Source organism: Mucilaginibacter yixingensis, assembly GCF_041080815.1.
GTDB lineage: Bacteria > Bacteroidota > Bacteroidia > Sphingobacteriales > Sphingobacteriaceae > Mucilaginibacter > Mucilaginibacter yixingensis.
Genome location: NZ_CP160205.1, coordinates 596,913 through 622,607, shown reverse-complemented (window position 1 = coordinate 622,607; position 25,695 = coordinate 596,913). Strand labels below are relative to the sequence as shown.

Annotated in this window: 13 protein-coding genes and 1 pseudogene; 8 read left to right on the top strand and 6 right to left on the bottom strand. The window is 42.7% G+C overall.

The features are described from left to right. Positions 1-136 precede the first annotated feature (136 nt). Entirely contained in the window at positions 137-2,752 is a 2,616-nt protein-coding gene (locus ABZR88_RS02655; protein ID WP_107831679.1) for a TIM-barrel domain-containing protein, read from the bottom strand. Positions 2,753-2,957: 205 nt separating this feature from the next. On the opposite strand from ABZR88_RS02655, the gene ABZR88_RS02650 reads away from it, so the two are divergent. The 6 genes and pseudogenes from ABZR88_RS02650 to ABZR88_RS02625 all read left to right on the top strand — a co-directional run bounded on the left by ABZR88_RS02650 (position 2,958) and on the right by ABZR88_RS02625 (position 13,307). After that, positions 2,958-3,572: an RNA polymerase sigma factor gene (locus ABZR88_RS02650; RefSeq protein ID WP_107831677.1), complete on the top strand. Its 615-nt coding sequence runs from the start codon at positions 2,958-2,960 to the stop codon at positions 3,570-3,572. A gap of 98 nt (positions 3,573-3,670) precedes the next feature. Further along, positions 3,671-4,783: a FecR family protein gene (locus ABZR88_RS02645; protein WP_146166620.1), complete on the top strand. Its 1,113-nt coding sequence runs from the start codon at positions 3,671-3,673 to the stop codon at positions 4,781-4,783. 187 nt (positions 4,784-4,970) lie between these two features. Further along, a complete protein-coding gene (locus tag ABZR88_RS02640; RefSeq protein WP_245917123.1) occupies positions 4,971-8,264 on the top strand; it encodes a TonB-dependent receptor in 3,294 nt (1,097 codons plus the stop codon). A gap of 10 nt (positions 8,265-8,274) precedes the next feature. Continuing rightward, positions 8,275-9,945, top strand: coding sequence for a RagB/SusD family nutrient uptake outer membrane protein (locus ABZR88_RS02635; RefSeq protein ID WP_107831671.1), 1,671 nt, complete (start codon positions 8,275-8,277; stop codon positions 9,943-9,945). A gap of 2 nt (positions 9,946-9,947) precedes the next feature. Next, positions 9,948-11,735 (top strand): hypothetical protein, encoded by a 1,788-nt coding sequence (locus ABZR88_RS02630; protein ID WP_107831669.1) that lies wholly within the window; start codon positions 9,948-9,950, stop codon positions 11,733-11,735. Between the two features lie 442 nt (positions 11,736-12,177). Beyond that, positions 12,178-13,307 (top strand): annotated as a pseudogene (locus tag ABZR88_RS02625) (IS3 family transposase). A gap of 57 nt (positions 13,308-13,364) precedes the next feature. Here ABZR88_RS02625 and ABZR88_RS02620 read toward each other — a convergent pair. Beyond that, positions 13,365-14,366, bottom strand: coding sequence for a hypothetical protein (locus ABZR88_RS02620; RefSeq protein WP_107831664.1), 1,002 nt, complete (start codon positions 14,364-14,366; stop codon positions 13,365-13,367). Positions 14,367-14,716: 350 nt separating this feature from the next. On the opposite strand from ABZR88_RS02620, the gene ABZR88_RS02615 reads away from it, so the two are divergent. Both ABZR88_RS02615 and ABZR88_RS02610 read left to right on the top strand, forming a co-directional pair. Continuing rightward, positions 14,717-15,283, top strand: coding sequence for a helix-turn-helix domain-containing protein (locus tag ABZR88_RS02615; RefSeq protein ID WP_107831662.1), 567 nt, complete (start codon positions 14,717-14,719; stop codon positions 15,281-15,283). After that, positions 15,276-16,388, top strand: coding sequence for a site-specific integrase (locus ABZR88_RS02610; RefSeq protein ID WP_107831660.1), 1,113 nt, complete (start codon positions 15,276-15,278; stop codon positions 16,386-16,388). Before ABZR88_RS02615 ends, ABZR88_RS02610 begins: the two co-directional genes overlap by 8 nt. Before the next feature lie 418 nt (positions 16,389-16,806). Here ABZR88_RS02610 and ABZR88_RS02605 read toward each other — a convergent pair whose 3' ends face one another. The 4 genes from ABZR88_RS02605 to ABZR88_RS02590 are packed head-to-tail and all read right to left on the bottom strand — an operon-like array spanning position 16,807 to position 24,674. Further along, positions 16,807-17,223, bottom strand: coding sequence for a hypothetical protein (locus tag ABZR88_RS02605; RefSeq protein ID WP_107831658.1), 417 nt, complete (start codon positions 17,221-17,223; stop codon positions 16,807-16,809). A gap of 21 nt (positions 17,224-17,244) precedes the next feature. Next, a complete protein-coding gene (locus ABZR88_RS02600) occupies positions 17,245-21,408 on the bottom strand; it encodes a T6SS effector amidase Tae4 family protein (protein WP_107831656.1) in 4,164 nt (1,387 codons plus the stop codon). Positions 21,409-21,436: 28 nt separating this feature from the next. Continuing rightward, complete coding sequence (locus tag ABZR88_RS02595; RefSeq protein WP_107831654.1) at positions 21,437-21,805, bottom strand: hypothetical protein; 369 nt, start codon at positions 21,803-21,805, stop codon at positions 21,437-21,439. A gap of 10 nt (positions 21,806-21,815) precedes the next feature. Beyond that, positions 21,816-24,674 (bottom strand): RHS repeat domain-containing protein, encoded by a 2,859-nt coding sequence (locus ABZR88_RS02590; RefSeq protein WP_146166619.1) that lies wholly within the window; start codon positions 24,672-24,674, stop codon positions 21,816-21,818. Between the last annotated feature and the right edge of the window lie 1,021 nt (positions 24,675-25,695).

The window sequence follows — 25,695 nt, the reverse complement described above, 5'->3', positions numbered from 1 at the left end:
CACCCGCTTAACAAAACCAGATGGATAAGAAGAAAATAGCCTCAAGCCCTGGATCTTATTCTCTTAAAATAACTTGGTAAATCATCAGATTTGCCAAGTTGTCAATCAGGTACAAAACAGTGTTGTTTTATCCAGACTAATTAATTTTATACTTTATCCTCAACGCCTTACCAGTGTAAACAACACTTTTATAAGCCTTACCTTCTGCAATACCGACACCATTATTTTCTTTAACCATAATGATATTGAAAACCCGGCTTTTTAAATATCGGGGGTAAGTACCTTGCCTTGCACCAATGGTGAGCGTTTGGTTCTTTTCATTCCAGCTAAATGGAATGAGAGTGTAGCTGCCTTTTTCATAATGATAACTGTCGCCCTCGTCTTCGTATAAATTAAAGGTTCCATTGTCTCCTTTATATACCCGAATCTCCAACGTATCTAAAGGCTTTTCGCCGGTATACTGCATTTCTTTCGCCATCGGAATAATGGACCCTGCTTTTACTAAAACCGGGATCTTATCCTGCGTGGCGGCGGCTTTAATGGTTTGCCCGCCTGTATACCTTTTTCCTGTCCAATAGTCGTACCAGCCGGCGCCTTTAGGCAGGTAAACTTCCCATTCGGTGGTATTCGCTTCGGTAACCGGGGCTATCAATAGTTCTTTGCCAAACATATATTGGTAAGGCTGTTGAACAGCTTTTTCGTCAGTGCTAAAATCCATCACCATAGGGCGCATCAGGGTGGATCCATTTTTTGAAATATCCCAGGCTGCTGAATAAATATAAGGCATCAGGCGATATCTCACGTTCATCATGCTGCGCATATTAGCTTCAACCCTTTCTCCATATTTCCAGGGCTCTGTTTCGGTTTGATAACCATGGATACGGAATATAGGGCAAAAAGCACCCCACTGAAACCAGCGGGTAAGCAAGTCGTGATATTTTTCATCGGTATACTGTCCCCGGCCTGGGCGAAAAAAACCACCAATGTCTGTAGCCCAATAGGGCATCCCCGTTAAATTGTAATTAAGGCCTGCTACAATTTGTCTTTTTAATACATCCCAGTTTGAGCCAATATCGCCCGACCAATTAATGGTTCCATAACGCTGTTGCCCCGGAAATGCCGAACGGGTTAAAATAGTTACTCTTTTATTAGGATCAGTTGTCCGCTGCCCATCATAAACCGCTTTACTTACAAATAGCGGATAAGTAAGCCTGTAAAAGTCACCCGGCCCAAAATAGGTTTGCTTACCAGCTAAAGCATCATTTTCCGGCTCTGTAGCATCCATCCACCAGGAGTCTACTCCTTTACTAAAAAGATTTGTGTTTAATGCATTCCAATGGGTGCGTTGTGTTTCCGGATTAAAAATATCTATCCATGGGCTGTTAGCCAGGTACAGATTCTTTTCCAGGTAGGGTTTGGCCACATCCGATTTCTTGTCCAGGTTTTCCCATACAGAAACCGAAAAATGGGCATTCAAATCGTGGAGCCCTTTTATAAACTGATCCGGGTTTGGGTAATTGGTTTCATCAAATTTAGGCACGCCCCAGCCATATTTTCCCCAGTATTGCCAGTCCTGTACGATAACATCCACGGGCAATTTTCTTTTTCTGAACTCTTTGATCGTTTCGATCAGGTGGGTTCCTGATGTATAACGTTCGCGGCACTGCCAAAATCCGTAAGCCCATAAGGGCAGCATAGGTACATTGCCTGATAAGCCACGATAACCAGCAATCACCTCGTCCGCATTTTTGCCATAAAACACCACATAATCAAGTGATTTAGCGTTAGGTGAGCGGAATACGCTTTCATCCGATGCTATCTTCCAGGTTAACTCTGGTTTATTAGCGGATTTGCACAATACCTGTACTGTATGTTCACCGGCCGCCAGATGTACAATTTTACTGACAGCAGGCGGCAGCCATAGGTTAGACTGATCTATTTGTGCTATGCCGTCAATAACAAGCAGATGCCGGTTGTCCATATTATCAAGATCCAGCATAAAAGTATAATCGCCGGCCTTGTCTAATTTAAAATTGCCGCTATAAAGCGACTGTTGCTGAGATACCCGTTGTGTCCCTGCGGTTGTAGTCACTTCCACATCGCGTATCTGCACCGCGTTTGTGTCTTTTTTAACTAAGGGTATGGCGTTGTCGGCAGGGTTGAAATAGGTGAGACCGTACTGATGCCACAAAATGCCATAGCCTTTGCTGGAATAAAGAAAAGGGATGGCGATTTGGCTGTTGACCTGGATTAATTTGCGCGATACGTTCCGTAAATTATAATGACCGTCCTGGAATTGTCCTAAGCCGAATAACGACTCATCGTTAGGCGAGTCAAAGGCCTGCTCTGCCACATAGCAAGGCAGGTCCATAATTGTGGCTGGCGTCAGCCTTCGGCTATTTGCTTTTTCATTTAAGAAAACCTTGCCCGCGCTGTTACTGTAGCTAAGCGCGCAGGTTTGCTTATCAAATGACACAATAACATCCCTCGTGCTCAAATTTAGTTTAGCAGGCGTTTCAGTTACCTTAAATACCGGTATGGGGCGCTTATTAACAAGTACGAACTCCTCTTTTTCTGCAGCCAACTCTTTTTGCCATTGGATTCTGATAGCTTTATCCGTTAATGGGGTGATGTTTAATACCCCTTCAGTAAGCGTTATCAAAAGCTTATCCTTTTGTAGGGTATGTTTTTTGTACCCCTGGCTAAAGGCCAGAGCCGGAATAAAGGCGATCAGGATCAGTATATTTTTCATTGGTTTAAGGTAGTATGTTATCTTTTATCAGCGCGTCAGTAACTACAGGGTTTGTCCGAAGTTAACCTAATTGCAATCGCCTTCGCCTACCCGATTCAAAACTAAATTATATCTAAATAATCGTATATTTGACATTTATTAAAACTTATTTTAAGTTTACCTTCTGAAGCTTGACAAGGCCGAAGATTAATTATAAATTGGGTTTATGATGCCCTCCGAAAATTACGATAGCTATCCTGATCAGGATAGTGAACTTTGGGATAATTTCCGTAACGGAGACCAGCGTGCATATACTTGCTTAATCAACAAATATTCCCGGCCATTATTCAATTATGGTTACCGCATTTGCCAGGATCGTGATTTTTTGAAAGATTGTATCCAGGAGATCTTTTTGGAGCTTTGGAACAGAAGATCAAGAATAAGCGCCACGGCATCTGTCAAGTGGTATCTTTTCAAAGCAGTCCGGCTAAGAATTTTTAGAGACCAATCGAAATGGCGCAGGAACGAGCAGTTATCCGACGATTACGACTTTATGGTGGAATTCAATATTGAGTCCAAAATAATTAATGAGGGTGATCAAGATAGTTTGACGTCACGGATTCAACTTGTTTTGAATCACCTGCCATCCCGACAGCGGGAAATTATTTACCTGCGTTTTTATGAAAATCTTGATTTCGACAATATTTGTCAGATCATGAACATCAGTAAACAATCGGTTCACAACCTGTTGCAAAAAGCCTATAAGAATTTTCGTCTGGAATGGATATTCCTTATTGCTTTCAAGTTCTTATCCTTTCTATTGATTTTTATCGGTCTGTAAAACAGCTTTTTACATTTTATTTCTGATTTGTCCCTTTTTTGGGGGGTAATTTTCCACCGCTTTGGAATATTACAGATATAAACCAACTAAACAATTTCATGGGAAACTACGAAAATTTCGATGTCGAAGATTTTTTGTGTGACGAATTTTTCATAAAATGGGTCTTAAAACCTGAAAAAGAACTGGACTTGTTTTGGGAGGAATGGCGGTCAAAGCATCCAGATCGCGAACCAGTCATTGTACAGGCCCAAAAAATTGCACGGTCGATCGTTATCGAGCCCATAGACCAGCAGCTCTCAGATGCCGAGGTGTATTCCATAATTGAATATGTTGAGGAAAACAGTACGGATTTTCTTGTTCAAAGAAGCGAAGAGGAATTCTTTCCGCTGCAAAAAACACCGAGGAAGCACGACCGCTTGCATTGGTTTAAAATAGCCGCAAGCATTCTGTTTTTCATTATTGCCGGAATCGCCTTGAATAAGATGGTATCCAGAAAGCCGGCAAGTAAACTTCCTCCGACCGAAGTTGGCCATCTCATGTCATACCTGAATAACACTGGTCAGTCACGGCTTATACGTATGAGTGATGGTAGCCTCGCTGTGTTAAAACCAAATTCGAAACTCACTTACCCTGCTTCATTCACCGGCGATAAAAGAGAAGTGTATCTCGAAGGAGAAGCTTTTTTTGAGGTGCATAAAAATCATCTCAGGCCCTTTTTTGTCTATGCCAAGAATATGGTCACCAAAGTATTAGGCACGAGCTTCACCGTACGTGCATTTACAAACGACAATGAGTTCAAGGTGGTGGTCAATACGGGTAAGGTTTTGGTATTTAACAGCAAGCAAGCGGCCAATCAGGTGTTCCATTCGGTTACTTTGGTGCCCAACCAGGAGGCCACATTTCAGCGTCCGCTAGCACAATTTAAAAAAGACTCTGTCATAACACCATCCGTTTTATCGAAAGAAGTCGCGGTTAAAGAGTTTACATTTAAAAACGCCGCATTGAGTACCGTCATCAGTAAGTTAGAACAAGCCTATCACGTCAACATTGCGTATGATGAGCAGCGATTCGGCAATGCCACATTAACCGCCTCCTTATCGAATCTTCCTTTAGATGAAAAAGTAAAATTGATTGCCAAGGCCATAAACGCGCAATGTGATTTTACAGACGGGCTTATCGTGATCAAAGAAAACAGTGCCGCTAACCAATAACATAACCTTAATTATATAACATGGAAAAATAAAAACGCATCCTTCATAAAAAAACCGGCAGTATAGCGTACTACCGGCCAATTTCAAGCCCAATAATGATTCGTACCCATTTTTGACACAGCTTTAAAAGTTGTGACCGGGCTTTCTTTGTCGAGTTATTAAATAATTATTAACCCAAATCAAAAGTATGAAATATAAACCTTTACTCGTAAAAATTATGAGAATTACATTTTTACAGTTAGCCATCGTTTTATCAATCGTTGGGAGCAGCCTTGCAAAAAATGGGAAAGCGCAAGCGGTGCTCAAAACAAAAATCAGCATTAACGAAACCGGGACCGAACTCGGTGTCGTTTTGAGTAAGCTGGAAAAAAATTATGACATCAATTTTGTATACAGTCCCCAGCTGGTCGACGTGAAGCAAAAAATAAATGTATTTACGCAGATGCGGCCGCTGTCTGAAATTTTAGACCAAATACTGACACCATTGAAGCTAACTTACGAAGCCTCTGGCGATGTGATCGTCATCAGGAACCTGAATATCACCGCAAGTCAGACCGGTCAGATAAATACAGCGCCGCAAATTATGGTCACAGGGAAAGTTGTAGATGAAAAAAAAGGGGAACCGCTACCGGGCGTCACGATTAAGATCAAAGGGACAACCACCGCAGTTTCTACAAATAGCAACGGTGTTTTTTCCATTAGCGTGCCGAATGCTGAATCGGTACTCGTTTTTAGTTTTATTGGTTACGATAATGAAGAACGAGTGGTCGGCAATACCACGATAATCAACGTAGTTATGAAGGAAAATCAACATAACCTGTCCGAGGTATTGGTCGTTGGTTATGGTACCCAAAAGAAATCCGACATCACGGGGTCGGTGGTGCGGGCGGATCTGGACTCCTTCCGGCAATCCCCGGATGTGAACGTCCTTCAGTTATTACAGGGAGCCGTCCCCGGTTTAAATATCGGCCAGGTCACTTCTGCGGGACAGACCCCGAGTATTCAGGTTCGCGGCCAGTCTACGATATCCGGTTCTACCGGCGTATTGATCGTTTTGGATGGAATTGTTTATGCGGGCGATCTTTCGCGCCTTAACCCAAACGATATTGCCTCCATTGATATCCTTAAGGATGCAAGCAGTAAAGCGATATACGGCGCATCGGCCGCCAACGGCGTCATGCTGATCACCTCCAAAAAAGGCAAGAAAGGTGACAAACCTGTTATCAATTTCTCCACTTCCTATGCCAGCCAAAACCCGGCGCAAGTCCTCCATCCGCTTGACAGAAACGAGTTCATTCAAAAAGTAAAAGATATTCTCTGGCAACAGGCCTACCTGGCACCGGATTACCTGACACCTAACCCCGCTTTTAATGTGAGGTCTAAGCTAGACGCTACCCAAGTTGCAGGATATGATGACGGGACTGATTTCGATTGGTACGGCGCGGCTACCCAGCCCGGGTTCATTTTTGACAATCAATTGAGCGTAAGCAACGCTACAGACAAAACAAACTTTTATGTTTCGGGGGGATATACCAAGCAGACGGGCTTTGTCATCAACGACCAGTTCATCAGGAAATCCGTTCGGGTGAATCTTGAAACTAAGGTATTTAACTGGCTTAGCATCGGTACACAAACTTTCGCAACATTGAATGATTATTCCGGGACTTCTCCGGATCTGCGGAGCATTCAACTTTACAGTCCGCTGAATACGCCTTTCTCTTCGTCAGGATCAATTAATCTTACGCCCAACGGGTCGATAAACAACCCGTTTTTGGGTACTTACGGAAATGATTTTGATCATCGGAATACGATTTCCGGCAACTTTTACGGCATCTTGAATATACCGGGTGTTGATGGATTGAGCTACCGGGTCAACTTTGGTAATAATTACTACTGGAACCAGCGTTATACCGCCAACCAATATTCCGCGAATTTTACGGGCGCCGTAGGTAAGTCTAACGATGATACCTATGATTACAGTATTGACAATATCCTGAACTATAACCGGACATTTAACCAGGTGCACAAGATCGATCTTACCCTGGTTTATGGGGCAAGGCAACTGGAATTCCAAAGTACAAACGCAACAGGTACAGGTTACAATAATATAGCGTTGGGCTACAACAGTATTCAGCAGGGACTGATCCTGAAAAATACATCCAATGCTTATAGCGATGAATACAATTACCAAACGGGGCGCTTGAATTACGGTTATAAAAGTAAATATCTCCTGACCGCGACGATCAGACGTGATGGCTATTCAGGATTCGCGGCAAACAAAAAGTTTGGTCTTTTCCCCTCAGTTGCGGCTGCATGGGTCGCCAGCAACGAGTCATTTTTTAAACTGACATGGGTGGACGACTTAAAGCTCCGTGCCGGCTACGGTTCAAACGGAAACCTGACGAACCGCTATGCTTCTTTGGCAACCGTGTCACAGGGCGCGGCTTACGTATTCGGAGATAATGGTGCAACATTGTTCGGACAACAGGTGACTTCATTATCCAACAGCGACCTGTCCTGGGAAACCACAACGGGTATCAACGTGGGCGTTGACTTCAGTTTTCTGAAAGGCCGGATCAGCGGTACCGTTGACTGGTACAATACAAATACGAACGACTTATTGTTCAATGTCAAGATCCCAACAATCACCGGTTTCGGATCTATCAACACCAACGTCGGCAAGTTAAATAATACTGGCACGGAAATCACTTTAAATACAGTTAACGTACGCCTCAAAGATTTTCAGTGGAAGAGCACGATCAATTTCGCCAGCAACAAAAATAAGGTTGTTGCTTTGACAGGGTCGGGTGACCTGGTTACCAGTAACTTGTTTATCGGACAGCCCTTGGGCGCAATTTACAATTACCAGACCAATGGAATGTGGCAAATCGGAGAAACTCCGATTGCTGGTTTTTATGTTGGCGGTAACAAAGTCGTTGACCAAAATGGTGATGGTAAGATCACCTCGGATGACCGGGTAATCTTGGGTCATACAGAGCCGGCTTACCGTTTCAGCGTCGGCAACACTTTTTCTTATAAACAGCTATCACTGTTCGCTTTTATCAATTCGGTACAAGGAGGTAACAATGGTTATTTAGGCTATAATAACCCCTGGTCAGATCTGGGTATACAGCAAGGCGATAACGCGATCAGGAACAACTGGTTCTCAGGTACAGACTATTGGTCTCCGCGAAATCCCGGAGCCACGTATAGAGTAACAGGCAGCGTACCAGCAACAGACCCCGGCCTTTATCAGAACCGGAGTTTCATAAGGCTGCAGGAAGTTTCTTTGAGCTATGATTTCAGCACCAAGCTGACGACTAAATTGGGGCTTAAAAACCTTCGGTTGTATATCAGTGGTAAAAACCTGGCAACCTGGACGAAATGGACAGGCTGGGACCCGGAATCGATACAAGGACTGGCTTACGGAGCAGCGCCCGTGATTAAAGCGTATGCAATAGGTTTAAATGTTACATTATAATTAAAAAAAGATGAGAAACATCCATAAGTTTTTGGTCTGTACGCTAATATTTTGTACAGTTTCATGTAAAAAAAGTTATTTAGATGAAGTGCCTTTAGATTTTGCCAGTACCGTCAACTCTTTCAAAACGGCGCAGGATTTCAACGCTTCGATCTATAATCTATATGCTGCCGTTCGCACAGAGTTCTATAGCTCGGATGAACAGAGCCCGTTCGATTACATCTACGGATTGGACTTGGTATACGATGGGCAGCCAAGCGGCCCGCAACGTTTCAATGATTACGCTGTTTCAACCAATCCCAGCAATAGTTATTTAACGTCCCACTGGACGAGACTATATAAAATCATTTCGGAATCGAATACCATTTTAAGCAGACTGCCTACATCTTCCGTGACTGGGGCCGATTTGGCCTTTATACAGGCCAATGCCAGGTTTTTCAGAGGATTTGCCTATCGTACGCTGGCTTACTTATACGGGGGCGTGCCGCTCGTGTTACAAGAAGTAACCTCCCCTAAAACGAATTATACCCGCGCCAGCCAGACCGAGGTATATGCCCAGGCCATCAGTGATCTAGCTTTTGCCTCGACTAGCCTACCGGCTATCAATACGGTGAAGGACGGTCAGGTCTCGAATCTTGTCGCCTATCATTTTCTTGCAGAAGTTTATTTGGCCGCCAAGCAATATACCAATGCAATCACAGCCGCGACGGCGGTAATCGGCAATGCCAATATGGCCCTGATGAACTCACGCTTTGGTTCGCAAAGCACCGATCCGGGTGACGTGTACTGGGATCTCTTCCGGCCAAAAAACCAAAACCGGAGTGCGGGCAACCGAGAGGCATTATGGGTCATCCAGTTTGAAAACGATGTTCCCGGGGGATCTTCCTCAGCTACCGCTATCGCCGGTTCTTATCAGTTAGAACGGCAATGTGCGCCGCTCACACGGGATGTGACTTTGGCAGGTGGAAAAAAACCTTTTCTATGGCCGGTATCCGATTACACCGGGGGACGCGGTATAGGATGGGCAATTTCCACGAAGTATTTTACGAACACCATCTGGCAGAGCGACTTTAACAATGATATGCGCAATTCAAAATACAATTTTGTGCGGCAGTTCACTTATAATGATCCCAATCAGCCGGCATTTTTTGGTCAGACCATTTCGACCGAAAACCCTCCTGCCGGTGTGACCGTACCGAGCCGGGTCTTTTACGCCTATCAATCCAAATGCACTACACCAGGTCACCATCCGTCAGCCTTGTACCTCAATGCTACCACAGGTCTCTTGAGCTCCGCGGCCGGCGGAACCTATGCCGATCAGTATATGTGCAGGTTAGCCGAAACCTACCTGATCCGTGCTGAGGCTTATTTAGGTGCAAATGACCCTGGCAATGCCGCAGCTGATATTAATATCGTGCGCGCCAGGGCAAACGCTTCACCGGTTTTGCCGGCTAATGTGGATATCAATTATATCCTTGATGAGCGGATGCGCGAATTAGGTATAGAAGAAAAGAGGAGGCTAACGCTTGCCCGTTTGGGTTTGGTTTACGATCGTACCGTTAACGTGGCCCATAACCCGGTCGCAGCGAATGTTAAACCCACCAGCAATCTGTGGCCTATCCCGCAAAGCGAGATCGAAAGCAACAAGGACGCTGTTTTGACCCAAAACCCCGGTTATTAAACATGAACTTTAAGATAACTTTAGCCTGCCTATCCCTGCATTTCTGCCTGTCCGCATTTTGCGGGCAGGCATTTGCTCAGTCAAATAGCACTCCCTTGCCATACATTTTGGACATGGTACATAACAATCCGGGGGAAGCGCCGTATGACACCAAATACAATGACCCCGTCTATATGAAATCGCAGGGCTTCAATGGGATGGTGACACATTGGTTTGTTAATTGTGCCATCACCTATGACAATTTTGAAAAAGACATCGTACCGCAGAATACCAAGGAAAGAAACTGGATATTAAATAAGGCGGCTGAGATCGACAAAAAACTGGCTGAGTGCAAAAAAGCCGGAATGGCTGTTTATCCTTTTACCGATTTTATTGTATTTCCACAATCGGTATGGGAAAAATATGCGGCTGAACTGACGGGTACCGGTAAAGTAGCCGGAACCGGCGGAATGGACGCACGATCAAAAAAGCCTAATATGCAAAGTAAGCGCACGCAGGATTTACTGCGCGCGCAAATTGCCGGGATTTTTGACCGGTTTCCTCAGTTGGATGGACTGACATTGCGTTTCGGTGAAACCTATCTTCAGGATGCTCCTTATCATGTGGGGGGCGGACCTATCCGGGATGGTAAGGAAGGGATGGAAGACCAAGTCACTATGATCAATATATTGCGGGATGAGGTTTGTGTGAAAAGGAATAAAAAGCTTTTCTTTCGGACTTGGGACTTTGGCTATAACTTTCACAATAACCCCGAATATTATCTGGCAGTAACCAACAGAGTTGAACCGCACCCCAACCTGATATTTGTGATCAAATATCAACAGGATGATTTCCATCGAATGACCCCTTTTAACCCCACCATAGGCATCGGCAAACATTATCAATTGGTGGAAGCGCAATCAAGGATGGAAGCTTATGGTAAAGGCGCCCATCCCTATTATACAGCCAAAGGTGTAATCGACGGCTGGCCGGAAACGAAATACGAGATCGCCTATGGCAGGCATGAATTTACCGGGAAGCTGAACGATCCGGCTAATCCACGCGGCATAAAAGATATATTGAACAAAGGTCTTTTAAAAGGTGTGATGACCTGGTCAAACGGGGGCGGTTGGGATGGCCCCTATATCAAGGATGAGCTGTGGACCGACCTCAATACTTATGTCGTTTCCCAATGGGGGCAGCACCCGGAACTGTCCGAAGATACCTTGTTTTACAGGTTTGTAGCAAAATTGGGTTTATCAGGCTATCAAGCGGACCTGTTCAGGCAATTATGTTTACAAAGCGTTGAAGGCGTAAGGAAAGGTCAATTAAACAGCTATGTGTCAAACTCAGTTTGGTGGACCAGGGATCAATATTTTACCGTGAGTGACAATCGCACGGTCATTAGAGAAGTTATCGCTGCGAATAAAGAAAAGGAGGTACTTGCTGAAAAGGCAGAAGCTTCTGCTATTTGGCGCAGCATTGAAGCGATATCGAAACAGCTCCATTTAATTAACAAAGACCGGCAGGAGGCGCTGGAAGTTTCCTGTACCTATGGCCGCATTAAATACGAACTGATCGAACAAATGTGGATCATGATGCTCCAAAATGCAAAGAATGGCGAAAAAGATACCGAAGTACTCAGATCGGCGCTCAAACGTTACGATGAATTATGGGCTGAATGGCATCATTTGAAGTCATCAAGTAAATATTGTGCGACCTTGTATACGGATCGGGCCTTTCGAAATAAAACACAAGGGAGCATAGGAGAATTGGTCGCCAAACTCAGATTGATCGTTAATAAACAGTAAATGCAGTAGGGGTAGACCAAAATTTGATGGACTGCATAGATGAAGAACCCGCGTCGGTATCTTTTTTGCTCATCCGGAATACTTACAATTTGCAGTAATAGGCCGTTATAGTAGGCCCCATTATTTTAGCCACCAAATGAGCTTTTCCCCAAGGGGATTGGACTAATGAATCAGTTAATAATTTGAGCAGGGTTCCTGGAGGGAATACTGCTTTAGTTTGCATTAGTTTTTGCGTTGACATTGAGACGTGCGTCATGAATAGCGGGCATTTTTTCCACTCAGAAGATTAATTTAAAATCGACCCCTTAATTCCCCGGCAAGGGTGAGACCGGGCGCTAATTTTGTCTTGAATCAAATCATTTATCTATGGAAAATCTTTGTAACCCCTCCTAAAAGTCGGACTGCTTAAAGGACGAAAAGTCTTAACTTTAAACAGTCAACAATGAAGAACTCTATTATTACCGAAGCACAGATTGTCAAAGCCATCAAAGAATATGAAGGAGGCCGTGAGCTAAACGACATCTGCCGGGAACTGGGCATCCACAAATCAACCTTTTATAATTGGCGAAAGAAGTATGCCGGCATGGATAGCCAAGAACTGAAACGATTGAAAGAGCTTGAAGAAGAGAACCGCAAGCTTAAGCATATGTATGCAGAACTGGCTCTGGACAATAAGATGCTGAAGGACGTTCTTTCAAAAAAGTTCTAAAGCCCTGCCAGCGCAAAGACATGGTTGCTTACTTACTGGAAGTTTACAGCGTAAGCATTAGCAGGGCTTGCCGGGTAGTAAAGCTGCCCAAATCCATGTATTACTATAAGAATGTCCGGGATGATTCAGAGACTATTGATAAGCTAATTGAGTTATCTGAACGTCATCCAACCGAAGGTCAGGATCTATATTACAGCAGGATTCGGCATCAAGGGTTGCTATGGAACTACAAGCGTGTAAGACGTGTTTACCTGCTGCTGGGTATGAATAAACGCCGCAAGGTCCGCAGGCGTGTGCCGGCAAGAGTCAAGGTCCCACTGATCGTGCCTGAGCAAGCTGGAGATACCTGGTCGATGGACTTCATGTGTGATGTTCTGATGAACAGAAGAAGGTTCCGAACGCTGAACATTATTGATGACTATAATCGGGAAGCTATTGCCGTAGAAGCTGCTTATACCATGCCAGCCGTTCGGGTAACTCAGATATTGGAGCGAACGATTCATGAACAAGGTAAACCAAACTGTATCCGGGTAGATAACGGGCCGGAGTTTAACAGTAAAGAGTTTAAGGATTGGTGTAAAAGCAAAGGCATTACAGTACAATTCACGCAGCCTGGCAAACCCATGCAGAACGGCTATATCGAGCGGTTCAATAGAACCTTCCGGGAGAATATTCTGGACGCTTACTTATTTGAAGATATCCAACAGGTACAGGTACTGGCTGATGAATGGATGGATGATTATAACTACAGCAGGCCTCATGAAGCATTGGGAGGGATAACGCCTGACCTGTATAAACGGCTAAACTGTGGGGATATTGAAAACTCTGGCGAGTTTCCAACATCTCCACAGTTACAACAATGATAATTATATTTTTGAATTAAATAATTCTATAAAATACCGGTCCGAACTAAGGGAGGGTTACACGTCGAACTGGATTTGAAGTTCGTTTCTGTCAGTGACTAAAGCATTGTAGGCTGCCTGCAATTTTTCCAGAGGCGCGCTTTCAACCTCATTGGCATCGGCAGCTTTTTCAATATACACTACCGATGAACGTCTAGTAAGAATATGTTCGTTAATTTCTTGGTTGTATACTCTTAGCGACTCTTCAAAATTATTTATATCATTTTCAATAGAAATAATTTCTTTTTCTAAGTCAATTTTCAATTTGAGTTTCTCGGATAACTCTGCTTCGGTGCCAGGTTTTAATGATCCAGATTCAAGAACCTGTTCTGTTCCGCAGATGGGGCACCGGTCTTCTTTAATAAAATTAACTGCCCTGTTATATAAATCTTCCGATTGATTACCACATGCAGGACATAATTTGTAGTGCAATAATTTATAAACTGATAATTTTGCCTCGTTAGATTCTAACTTATTCAATTGCTCAAAGAAAAAAGCATGTTCAAATTTTGAAAGATCATCTCTCAGTTTATCGATTTCTACAACGGCATTTGTATGCTTGAATTTAAAATCGTAAAATTCACGGCGTTTATTAGTTAGTTTGCCATTGAGTTCCAATATATTTTTCTGTAGTACATCCAGTCGGGATTGATCGAATGATTTTTCAGTCAAATCTACAACATCAATATCCGCAGTCGGGGGTTGCTTATTAACTTGGCCATCCGTAGATTGTTGTATCCTTTTTTGTAGTGCGTTAATACTTACAGTTTTGTGTCTGATGGCACTATCAATCTCCTTAATCGTGTTTCTACGCTTACGAAACCAGTTCTCTGCATTTGGATCAGCTAATATTTGCATGAGAATGCGTGTTTGCGCCTCCATATTCCATGCTAAATTTTCCCGTTTTTCTGAAAGATAGCAAAGCTTATGTACAACAAAATTGAAATCTTCTATATTGCTGTAACCGCATTGTTCCCGTAAATATTCCTCAAATCGCTGATCGGCAAATAAGCCCGGCAAACACTCCAAATTTTTGACAACTTACGACAACTAAACAACTCACTGTTAGTAACTTACATCAATTTACCCTATCCAAATTCTTGGATAATTGCCCTTATTTTTCTCAATTTTGGTACTCAAATGGTGCTTGAAAAATTTGTTTTCGAGCTTATTTGAAATTTGGATGAATTAAGTCTCTTCGGGCTCTTATGTTGTCTAATAGATGCTTATTCACCCTTATGGGAGACTTAACCGGTATATCTTTTCCTTCTGAAAAAATATACTACACCTTAATAATCAAAGAATTGCAAAATGAGCCAATTAGTGGGATATCGGATTGGCAAGTGAGAAATAGAAAGTAGAAAGTTGATATGAGTTCTAATTTCACAGTTAATAAAATATGTGAGCATTGCGGAAAAGTTTTCATTGCAAAAACCACTGTTACGCGCTTTTGTAGCTCCAAATGCAATAGCAGAAATTACAAGCAACGGATGCGCAATGAAAAAATAGGTCTTGCTCAGGAGTCCGTTAAACAGGCAATTAGTCATCAATTACAGGAGCTGACTTCGCTTGAGTTCTTAAGTGTGAAGGCAGCAGCCAAATTATTAGGCACATCGAACAAGATCGTATACACGATGATCCGGTCGGGCCGTTTAAAAGCGACCAATCTTTCTGTCAGGAAAACGGTGATTAACCGTGCTGATATAGACAATTTGTTTGCATTACCCGACATGCCGGATGAACGGAAACCTAACAGTTCAAATTTGTCTGATTGCTGTCATATGGGGGAAGCACAGCAACTATATAATATCTCTGAAAAAGCATTGTGCGACATCATAAAACGCTATCAAATTCCTAAATATCAAGTAGGTTGGTATACCTATGTGCTCAAAATCCATTTAGATAACATATTTAATCCGGGAGGTCATCATGCCTAAAGTACATATCAGAAAGAAAAAGATCAGTAAAGATCGTCAGTCGATTTACCTGGACTTCTCTCCTCCTTTAACAAATTCTCAAACAGGTAAACCTCAGCGATACGAGTTCCTTGGCTTGTTTGTTTATGATAAGCCTGCGAACGCTTGGCAACGTAAACATAATACAGAAACCAACTCCTTAGTGGAAAATATACGGGCCACTCGACAATTAGATATTCAAAACCGCAAATTTGGTTTTATTGCGGATAGGACAAGGGAACAGAGCTTCATCAGCTATTATAACGATTATATTAGGTCAAAAGGAAGCCTTCCGAATGACAATTTAAGCATGTCATTACGTTATTTCACCGAATTCGCCGGCAAGGATGTCAACTTCTTTGACGTTGATCAATTCCTGATCAGCGATTACAGAAGCTATCTGCTCGGACGGCCGGGGCTCGGCCGACGGGGCAGAGCGATCAGCTACAATACCGCATCAAACTATTTCGCAAAGTTGAGGACCGTTTTGAGGCGTGCGCACAAACAAAAACTATTAACGGAGGATATTTGCAATACAGTGGACCCAATCAACCCGAAAGAAACACATAGAGAAATACTAGAGCTGGAAGAGCTGCAAGCATTAGCCAACACCCCCGCAAAGCCGGATGTGGTCAAAAAGGCCGCGATTTTCGCAGGGCTTACCGGACTGCGTTTCTCTGATGTACATGGCCTGACATGGGAGGAAGTGCGCGGCGTTCCCGGAAAATATAAACTACAATTCGTACAGGAAAAAACAGAAGGCGCAGAGATATTACCTATATCAGATCAGGCAATGGAATTGCTTGGAGAAAGAGGAGAACCTCATCAAAAAGTTTTTAAGGAGCTTACCTATTCCAGTATGCGATACTGTTTCGAGAAATGGATAAAAGACGCGGGCATCTCAAAGAACATCACCTTTCACAGTTTTAGACACACCTTCGCTACACTTCAACTGGAATTAGGTACTGAAATCTATACCGTTTCAAAAATGCTGGGGCATCGAAGCTTAAAGACCACACAGATCTATGCTAAAGTAAAAGACAAGATGAAAATTGAAGCCGCCGGACGGATTAAACTCAAACTTTAAATATGGTTAAAATGAAGAGCTATTTGTTCTTTAACATTAAGACAATACCTATTTCTTAAAATCAGGGCAACGAACTGAATCAAGGCCTTTATGTTCCCGCCGGTCTCCATATCAGAGTTGGTTGATGAATGGTTCAATTTTCGTGCGCCATTCTCATAACTATCTTATATTAAAACCGATAAAATGTCGGAGAATTTGGCAAATAACCTTTACCATGTATTGAGGCAGGCAGCCATCCAATTAGGATCATTTAAATCCGCTCCATCCGCATCTAACCTATTTAATATAGTATTTGTTATTGGCCTAGCCGAAAGGCGATTTCCCGCTGATTCACCTGCCGCTATTTATTGCACTGAGATCTTTTAATCAAGTCGGATATCTCTCCCCTGATTGACATTATCTTAATGATCAATAACTATTAATAGTTCTTCTTGATTTTCTGTTTACCCTTAAACGTTATTGATTGTTTAAGAATCAAGTTTCCAGCTTTATTAGGATAGAATACATTTTTTATAGAATCTGTTGAGTTTGACTCTTTATTGTAGTAATAATGTTCTATAAATTCAATTCTATCTCTATAAACCTTGTAATCTCCGCTAACAAACACTGAATCACTACGGATCGCCTTCAAGAACGCACTACAAAGTCTTTTTTGTGTCCTTGCTTTATATACAACAAAGTATTCCGCATTCAACCGATCATCATGTAGATAAGCATTTTTTTTGCATATTGAATAGGAATACTTTCCTATAGTAATCTTTGCTAAAAAACTCTCTTGAAAGTTAAGGAAGGAGCAAAGAATGGTAATAATTAAAATTCCAAATGTGAGTTTCATAATTCAATGATTTTTTAAGTTTTACCGGAATACCCATAAGTGTACACCAGTTAGGGTAACTCCCGGTTCTTGTTGACCTATATTAAAATAGTTTCCATATAGAGGGCTACTTCCATTCCAAAGAGTAAAATGCCCCGTAGCATCGCTCCAACCAGAAACATTAAACTGTATTATCCCTGTTTTACCTGAAAAATCACCTGGACGCATCCCATTAATATTAGGCTGTCCGTAGGTAGCATCCATATAGCTCGCCATGTCCTTTACTCTAATAAAGTAGTTTAGATTGTTTGAACCTTTAAATGTTTTTCCACGTATGTATGGGATAGTGGCACCAGATTTATTCAAGGCATAAGATAATCTCATAGCACAAGTATTACCGTAACTTACCGGGTCTTGGTTGTAACTTCTCAGCAAATCTCCACCAACAAGAGCGTAAACATCTGCGACATTGCTCGTAGTCGGATAGTTTTTTACTAGATCACTAAATAGCGGCCTCCCCTGATTGGCAGCGTCAACGGAGCTATCGGTATTGCTGTCATCGGTATTGCTGGCTTGTTCTGATCCGCCGCTGCTTTCATTTGTGCTTTCAGTATCATCTCCATGCAAGTTAGCGTTTTCCTGGCTTGTCAAACTCGTCGGTATGTAAATACTTCCAAAAAAGTTAGCGTAGTCTGCCTCACGCTGTTCTCTGGCATGTGCGGCATCCACTGCATTCTTCAACTTATCGTATTCCTCTTGAACTCCCATCCCGTCAGGGTCTGTAAATCTTATCGGATTATTAACGCAATAGTTATACGCCGACCATCTCCGATATTTCTCCGCTAACGGATCGACACCCGTCCACCTTGCAATAACAGGATCATAGAACCTCGCGCCGTAATCATACTCATTTAATCCATCCTGCAATTCCTTCTTATTATAAAGATACTTATTTCCGGCATTTGCTTGTCGATGGACATTCAGGCCAAACGGATAATAATCATCCTCTCCCACTTTGCCGTGGGTCCTATCAAAGGTCACCCGGTTGTTTCCCAAGTGATCGGTCAGGGTATACTCAAAGTTGAATCCACTGCCACTGGCAATCGCTCTACCATCCTCAGTTTGCACAAAATCGATTACCCCACTGCTGTTGTACTGAATACCTGAGATATAGTCAGTTCTCACCCCGGAATTGACTGAACTTAGTTTTTCGCCGGTGGCAGAATAAGTATAGCTGATGGTATTGCTTCCGGTAATACTTCGTGGCAGGTCCAGCATATTGTAGTAAATCGTATTGCCTTTAGGCCCATCCGTGACCTTGTTACCATTCGAATCATAAACGTAACTGCCGTTGATAAAACCGTTCACATGATCCAGTTGGCTGCCGTTCGTGTAACTATAGCCCAATGTCCCATAGTTGCTCCGAGTAAGCCCCATGATATTCCCCAAATAGTCATAGGTAATACCACTTTCCGAGAAGCCAGCTGTTGAGTTGCCCCAGTTCAGCCTGTTGAGCTCATCATAGCCGTAGGTCACTGTCTGGGTGCCGCTATATTGAGCCGTATACTGCTGTTCTGCGATATTCCCATTATATCGCGCCACTGCCCCGGCGACCGGCAGATCATAACGCAGTACCTCATCGAAATAAACAGAGCCGATATGATTGATCCAGCCGCGCTCGTTATAGCTATAACTAATGTTTTGTAGGAAGCTGGCCGCGTTGTCTTCACTATGCAGGTGTTTGGTCATCAATTGCCCGATCTCATTATAGTCTTCCTGGTTCTCGAGGATGCTCGTCCCATTATTCATCGCTGTCCACGTCTGGAACTTACGGCCGGCATGATCATAGAAGTAGGCATTGTCCATCCGTAGGTTCTGTGAACCGTTCACATAATGGTAACGATAGGTTGCCGCTACACTATTATCGAAATTATAAGTGGTTTGAATGGCATCATAGTTATTCGTCGTGTACGATGCCGCGCCACCCAGGTAGTGTTGTTTAAAGGTTTGCTGCAACCGGCCTTTTGCATCATAGTAGTTGACCGTCCAGAGCATCGGCCCATAAGTACCGTTGGATTCCAACACGGTCGTTTTACTGGCAGTAAGCAACCCGACAGGCCGGGTCATCGACGGGTTCCAGGAGCCATAAGGGTTTCCGGGAAAAGTGTAGTCATCGTAATAGTTGATCGTCAGGATCTGCCCTGGCGGATCATCGTTATTATAGCCAGTGCTCGTGGTGTTATCCGGCGTCGACCATAGCGGGGCATGGGATGTCGACCAACTCTGTAGCCACTGTTCCCGACTATGACTTGGACTGGCTATATTGCCGTCGGCTCCATCACCCGAATACCAGATGCCGGTGATCACCACTCTGCCCTGTGCGTCATACCGTATAAAGGTCCATTCCTGGTTCGGCTTATTCCGCTGGTTGGCGTCCTGTCTGAAGCTCACCTGATCAAGGGGGTTATAGATCATAAATTCCCAGCCTTTACCTGGGATTTTCTTTTCCACTTGCCTATTTCTCCCATCATAGTGATAACCATAAATAAAATTTATAAATACAGCATCCGTTTCAAGGAATGCAGTAGGGTATGTTGTATTTGCGGGAATAGGTGGTATAACATAAGTCAGGTTATTGTAGTCGTCATATACATAGTAGGTACTCAAATAAGAGCTTCCCAATTGAGCCATTTTACAAACAAGGAGACCTTCTGTATCTTTAAATTCAATGGTATTGTTCCCATTTTCATCGGTCAATGTTCTTTTGCTAAGTGTATTCGGAGCGTACGTGGTCGAACCGATAGCTCCGTTGCCGCTGCTATTCACTTCCCACTTAATTACTTCGTTGTTGTTGGCTCCATAAGCAATACGAATTGTATGACCACTATTGTAAACACCACTGTTTGACAACTGCCAGGATTGCCCGGCGGCTCCGTTCTCGACAATCCTATCTAAAGGCGACGCCTCATAATTGATATTTGAGGTGGGATATTGGGTCTTTACTATACCCTGAGCCCACGCAGTAGTAGAGCCGTAAAAATTCGCCTGTTGAGTTAGTGCATCCGTTTTGTAGCTACCATCACTAGCAACGTTCGGATTGTTAGCATAAGGTAAATATTGGGTATTAATTCGTCCGTATTGATCATAAACAATGGGCTGTACAATGTCGTTATTGCCAGGACTAGCTTTAACCTGCACCGTCTGCATTGGCCTGCCTAGACCATCAAAGTATTGGATAGTTTCCATCACATCACACGTGGTTGATGTGGCAAGATCGGATACGTTACTCATCTCGCTTCTCGGCACATAAGTAGTAATATAGTTCCGATCACTACTCGGAACAGCTGTTAGTAACGTGCAACCTGTACCGCCTACCGTGGTACCGGCTCCTATATTGATTGTAGTGGTAATCGAGCCTTGGTTATTGCCATAGCCTTCACTAACCACATAATAAGTACCGGGTGATAAACTGTACGTTATTGCCGAGGTAAAATTACCGCAACCTGAATCATCGTCTGATGCAAGTTCGCTGCCGCTAGCGTTTAGCAAATGAAGATAGGTGTCTATGCCACTACCACAGGTACCGATGGTAACTGTAGCCGACGAAGATACCGTAAACACATACCAGAGGTCATTGCTCGGCTGGCCGATAAAACTACCTAAACACCCACTTCCATTACTCCGCGTATCTGTATATGTCCCGCCTGATGAACTGAAACTTCCTGCAGAAATGGCATTGTTCATTCCCGATCCAGGAGATGCACTGCCTGTACCGGTTACATTCAATTCCAGGTCAACATCTCCAGTATTTGACCCGTAACCACCTGTAGCTATATAATACGTTCCCGCTTGCAGACTGTTAATTGCAATAGCCGACGTACCGCCACCACAGCCCCCATCGTCATCCGAAGCGATGCCACTGCCATACTGATCCACCAGATATAAATAAGTATCCCAGCCCGAGTTGCAAAGAGATATATTAACGTTAGACGTTTGTGTTATCGTAAACCTATGCCATACCACATTGTAAGCCATTCCATAACTTTCCGCAGCATAATCCGTATTGTTGACATCCGAAAAGTTTCCGGAGCAACTATAGGTACCTGCGTCAATAGCGCTGTATTGATGTTGTCCATCCTGGGCTTGTGCGCGAAATGAAAGGATGCAAAAAAGCAGAGTACCCAAAAAGGTAATGTTTTTTTTCATGTGTTAATGGTGATAAGGTGCGCCCTGTTTATTGTTTTTTTGTCACAGTAGACTTTTCTTTACTGCGTTCGGTGCTTGGAATAATTTTAGCCTGTTGCTCTAGCGTCAAGATTGCCGCAAGTCTGGCATTCTTTTGACGCATCAATGAATCAATAGCCCTGCGTCTTTGATCTTCACTCAGGCCGCTGCTGGCCACCCGGGCAATACCCGCTTTATATGTTGCCTGAATAGCATCAACTTGTTCCGCCTTTATGGAGTCGATACCAAGACGCTGGCGAATGAAGCGATTCATCCTGTGATTGTCGCTTTCCTTGTGCTTAGTCGTGTCCCGCTGCTGACTGTAGCTACTATTTGTAAATATTATACCAAGGATTAATAACGCTAATATTTTTTTCATTTGATTGGGTTTATTGTTTGTAGTGATAATCCATGTGTTTTAATATCTTTCCATTCAAATCCCTTACAGTGGTAAGGCGCTGGAAACTATCGTACTCGTAATAAATAGTTTTTCCCATCGCATCGGTCATGCTTGTCATACCGACTAATGGGATATAAGTATAAGAGGTAATCTGGGCATTCGGCAATGCACGTAGCGGAGCAAGGAAAGAGCTAACTGCTGCGTCTGTCGGGGTGGAATTGTCTCTGAAGTTATTTATCGCCGACTGTCCTCCTAATACAGATTGCACAGTGCTATAATCCACATTACTTATTTTGGCAATAGGGTATGAACCGCCATAACCATATAAATAACAAACCGGTGCCCCCATACTCTGCGACAAACATTGCATGTTGCCTTTACTATCATAATTATTGAATATTACACGGGGCTCAGAACTATAATTGGCTTTTTGATATTCAACAGAGGTCGGAACAATAAGGTCGGTTATACTGTTCGTCCATCCGGACGCCGTCCCGTCCCAAAAACCATAATTGGTTTTAGTTGTTTCCAACAGAGTGCTTACATTGTTAACATTTACCTTATAAGTTCTTTTTTCTATCACGGGACTGATTAAATTGCGAAGTGTCATCTGATCATAGACTGCTACTCCCGAGTAGTCAGTGGGATAAGTAAATTCTGTCCTTCGCGTTTCGCCTTTACTGGTCGTACTTGTCTGCGCAGTGGGAAACAAATGATTCAGTGAATTAAATGATGACGACGTTGTTGTCGTTCCAATAGGGTTGTTGTTATCATCAAAATCGGTTGTCTCAACTTTGGTTAGTTTTCGGGTGCCAACTTCTATAGGTATATCAAACCATGTGAAAAGTTGTGAGTAAGTCCCGTTTTGATATTGGTCAGGATTGCAACCGCCAATTTTAGGATGCACCCGTTCAACTTTAGTTCCGGCGATAACCGTATTATCTCTAAAGTCGCTATAAGTGTTTGATTGTACCCGTTTTAATATGTACCCTGCGGAGGAATCATATTTATAATAGAGCACCCCGAGCAACTGCCCTTTTTTCCAAGAACAATCCACGAAATATTGATTGTGGTATCTTGGAGAGGTTACGCCAATAATTTGATCATTACTGGCCCCGTACACGTAGCTCTTTTTCAAATTTATATTTGATACCGGATCGTCATCGTATTCGTCGACATTCTGGTATACCACCTGATTACCATGAAAACTGGCAAATGGCAAAAAAGGACTTGTTAAATATGTAGTGTAGTTTGCGATTACCGAAAGACCGCAGTTAGCGGGACTAAATACCATCGGTTCCCAATCGTAACTATTCTGTCCCGCAACGTCTAAGTCCAAATCAGCCCTTAATAAGTTATTTGCGTATTCATACCTTTTTATTTTAGCTATGGTATTTGCATCTGTCTTCGATATGATTCGATGCACTCGCAATCCCGCCCCGGGAAATTGGCCGTATTGTGAGGCTCCTTCGTTGGAGGCATACTCAAACGAAGTCGAGCCTCCCGTTGGATAATTGATTTTAGTTAGTATACATGTTTTTGCAAAATCAAAATTTGAAGTTCTATCCGCGGGACTGACCCAGGCCTGCGCGGTAAAACCTGTGATCAAGTGCTGATTATTGTTTACTCCATTAGAATAGCCGTAATAATCCTGAGCGTAAGCAAATGGAGTATTATTATATTGCCCCGGTTGTGTGTACGGAGGCATCGGATACTGCTGATCATATTCGAAAGAATAATTCTCAACATTGTTTGCTAAAACGTCATAAACTGCGAGCTGATCTAACTTAAGCCGGTAATTATATTTATTATCGCCAGTGCCTGAATAGAAATAAGACTGTGAAAACTGGTATTTTTTCAGAGGAGACGCCGAGGCGTTAGAATAAATACTAACAACAGAAAGTCGGTTATCCTGTAAATCTTTACGACCATTTAAATAATCGAATGTTACGTAACCGTTCTTGAATGTGATTTTCTTTAAAAGTAATGAAGAAGTATTGGTTTGGGAGCCGCCATACGAAACCGGAGAAGAAAGTCCATCAAACGTCAAAGATTGTGATTGAGTGAAAACGACAGTCGGCGTATTCAATGTTTGATACTCGAACGAAATCTGATCTGCGTTATCAGCCGAAACTATTCTTGTTAGCCACCAGGAGGAAATGTAGTGAGGATCCATATCGGTCTGAGAATATTCACATGCCTCATAATAATATTTGGTACCGTCGGCACTTATTACTTCATAAGCAGATGGCCCTGTTTCATATGACAAAGGATATAATCCGATTATCTTATTATCCGTATATTCCGCTTGGACGATGTTAAGCGAGTGGTCATAAATAAACTCTCCAGATAATTTACTGCCTGCAGAGTAATAATATTTATCTGATTCCCCGTCCATGGTACCGTCGGCAACCATTTTCAATTCCATAAATTGACTCCCATCCTGTGGAAGCGCATCGATTTGCCCTTTTGTAAGATAAGGGTAATTAAACATGCCATAATTTGCGCTGTTATCAGGTTTTCCGACTACGGATTTTGTGAGTACACCACCTGCTGATAATCTCCAACCTAAACCCACCACACTTGCTACGTCGCTAACTTTTATGCCGGATGAATGATAAGTAATAGATACCGGCAAACTCAATTTGCCACTGGTAATTTGATATAATGGAACCTGTATATCCGGCACACCAGTACTTACATCAACCGGAATTTCCCCATAGCGCATAAAAGACTGTGCTTCCGGCGAAGGCGGTATTACGTTGGGCATTGGTGCAGGGACAGTTTGAGCCATTGATCTTGTATAATTGATCAATAGAAAAAGTAAGGTAAGTTTGATGAATTTCATGCCAATTGAGAATATCAAGTATGCTTAGATTTATGACTTTGCTTCCTTTTGATTCCGGTTCTCTACTAGGAAAAGCCAGAAATCGAAATATTAAGACTGGATATAAAATATAATAATCGAAAATCTTGTTAATCAATAACGAGGATTTGTCAATCGAAAAAAGGTTGGCGCTTGACACGAACTGCCGCGCCTGTTAAATGCTTTGTCAAGCCTTTTTATTAGGTAAGCGAATGATCGAGCAATAGAAATAAGATCTCATTAAATGAAGGTACATAGCCGAACGGCTTGACCAAGTGTTAGCAAAAGGTCTCATACGATTCAGGTTAAGGTTATAAATTTGAGGCAATCCAATTTAGGTAGCATATTTTTTAATTCCAAATTATTTTAAATAATATTCAATATTTAAAACAAATAATATTCAATTGAGATGTTTCCCCCTAATTGATTCTCTCACCATTGCTATAATTATATAATGTTCTGTGTTCATCATCAGCGTTCTCGAATACTTAGATAAAATGATAAACGATCTACATTTTTCTGCTGACTTAGAAAATGTATGGAGTATTGCCAAATCTCTAAGATAAACACACTGAGGACGTCTATCGCTTACCTATCGAGGCCTTTATATATCTCCTTAAATTTTTCTTTGTCAATCGGATAAATAGTTGCGTTCTGGTGAAGGTCGGTATAGCAGGAGAGAGCGCTATCGTTGCTTTTCGAAGCATCTTTTGGAAGATGGATAATGATGTATAAGCCTATAAAAAGTTACCTTGGAAATTTCAGGTTAGTACGTAAAAGCTTCTGGCGGCGAAATCAGTTCCCCACCAAATAACAGCACAACGCATCAGGACAAAAATCCAAAGATGCTTCAAGCCGAAAAGCGACCAAGGCATTAAGTGAGCAGGAACTATTGATGAAAAAGAAACTGAGGAGGCTCTGCATTTTCTATGTTTTTGGCCAAATTGACTATTAACCTATATTTCGACAAGATTTATAAAAATGCAATCTCTTGAGCTTAACC

Coding starts and splice junctions, on each gene's coding strand:
- ABZR88_RS02655 (WP_107831679.1), bottom strand. CDS start 2,752: ATGAAAAATATACTGATCCTGATCGCCTTTATTCCGGCTCTGGCCTTT.
- ABZR88_RS02650 (WP_107831677.1), top strand. CDS start 2,958: ATGATGCCCTCCGAAAATTACGATAGCTATCCTGATCAGGATAGTGAA.
- ABZR88_RS02645 (WP_146166620.1), top strand. CDS start 3,671: ATGGGAAACTACGAAAATTTCGATGTCGAAGATTTTTTGTGTGACGAA.
- ABZR88_RS02640 (WP_245917123.1), top strand. CDS start 4,971: ATGAAATATAAACCTTTACTCGTAAAAATTATGAGAATTACATTTTTA.
- ABZR88_RS02635 (WP_107831671.1), top strand. CDS start 8,275: ATGAGAAACATCCATAAGTTTTTGGTCTGTACGCTAATATTTTGTACA.
- ABZR88_RS02630 (WP_107831669.1), top strand. CDS start 9,948: ATGAACTTTAAGATAACTTTAGCCTGCCTATCCCTGCATTTCTGCCTG.
- ABZR88_RS02615 (WP_107831662.1), top strand. CDS start 14,717: ATGAGTTCTAATTTCACAGTTAATAAAATATGTGAGCATTGCGGAAAA.
- ABZR88_RS02610 (WP_107831660.1), top strand. CDS start 15,276: ATGCCTAAAGTACATATCAGAAAGAAAAAGATCAGTAAAGATCGTCAG.
- ABZR88_RS02605 (WP_107831658.1), bottom strand. CDS start 17,223: ATGAAACTCACATTTGGAATTTTAATTATTACCATTCTTTGCTCCTTC.
- ABZR88_RS02600 (WP_107831656.1), bottom strand. CDS start 21,408: ATGAAAAAAAACATTACCTTTTTGGGTACTCTGCTTTTTTGCATCCTT.
- ABZR88_RS02595 (WP_107831654.1), bottom strand. CDS start 21,805: ATGAAAAAAATATTAGCGTTATTAATCCTTGGTATAATATTTACAAAT.
- ABZR88_RS02590 (WP_146166619.1), bottom strand. CDS start 24,674: ATGAAATTCATCAAACTTACCTTACTTTTTCTATTGATCAATTATACA.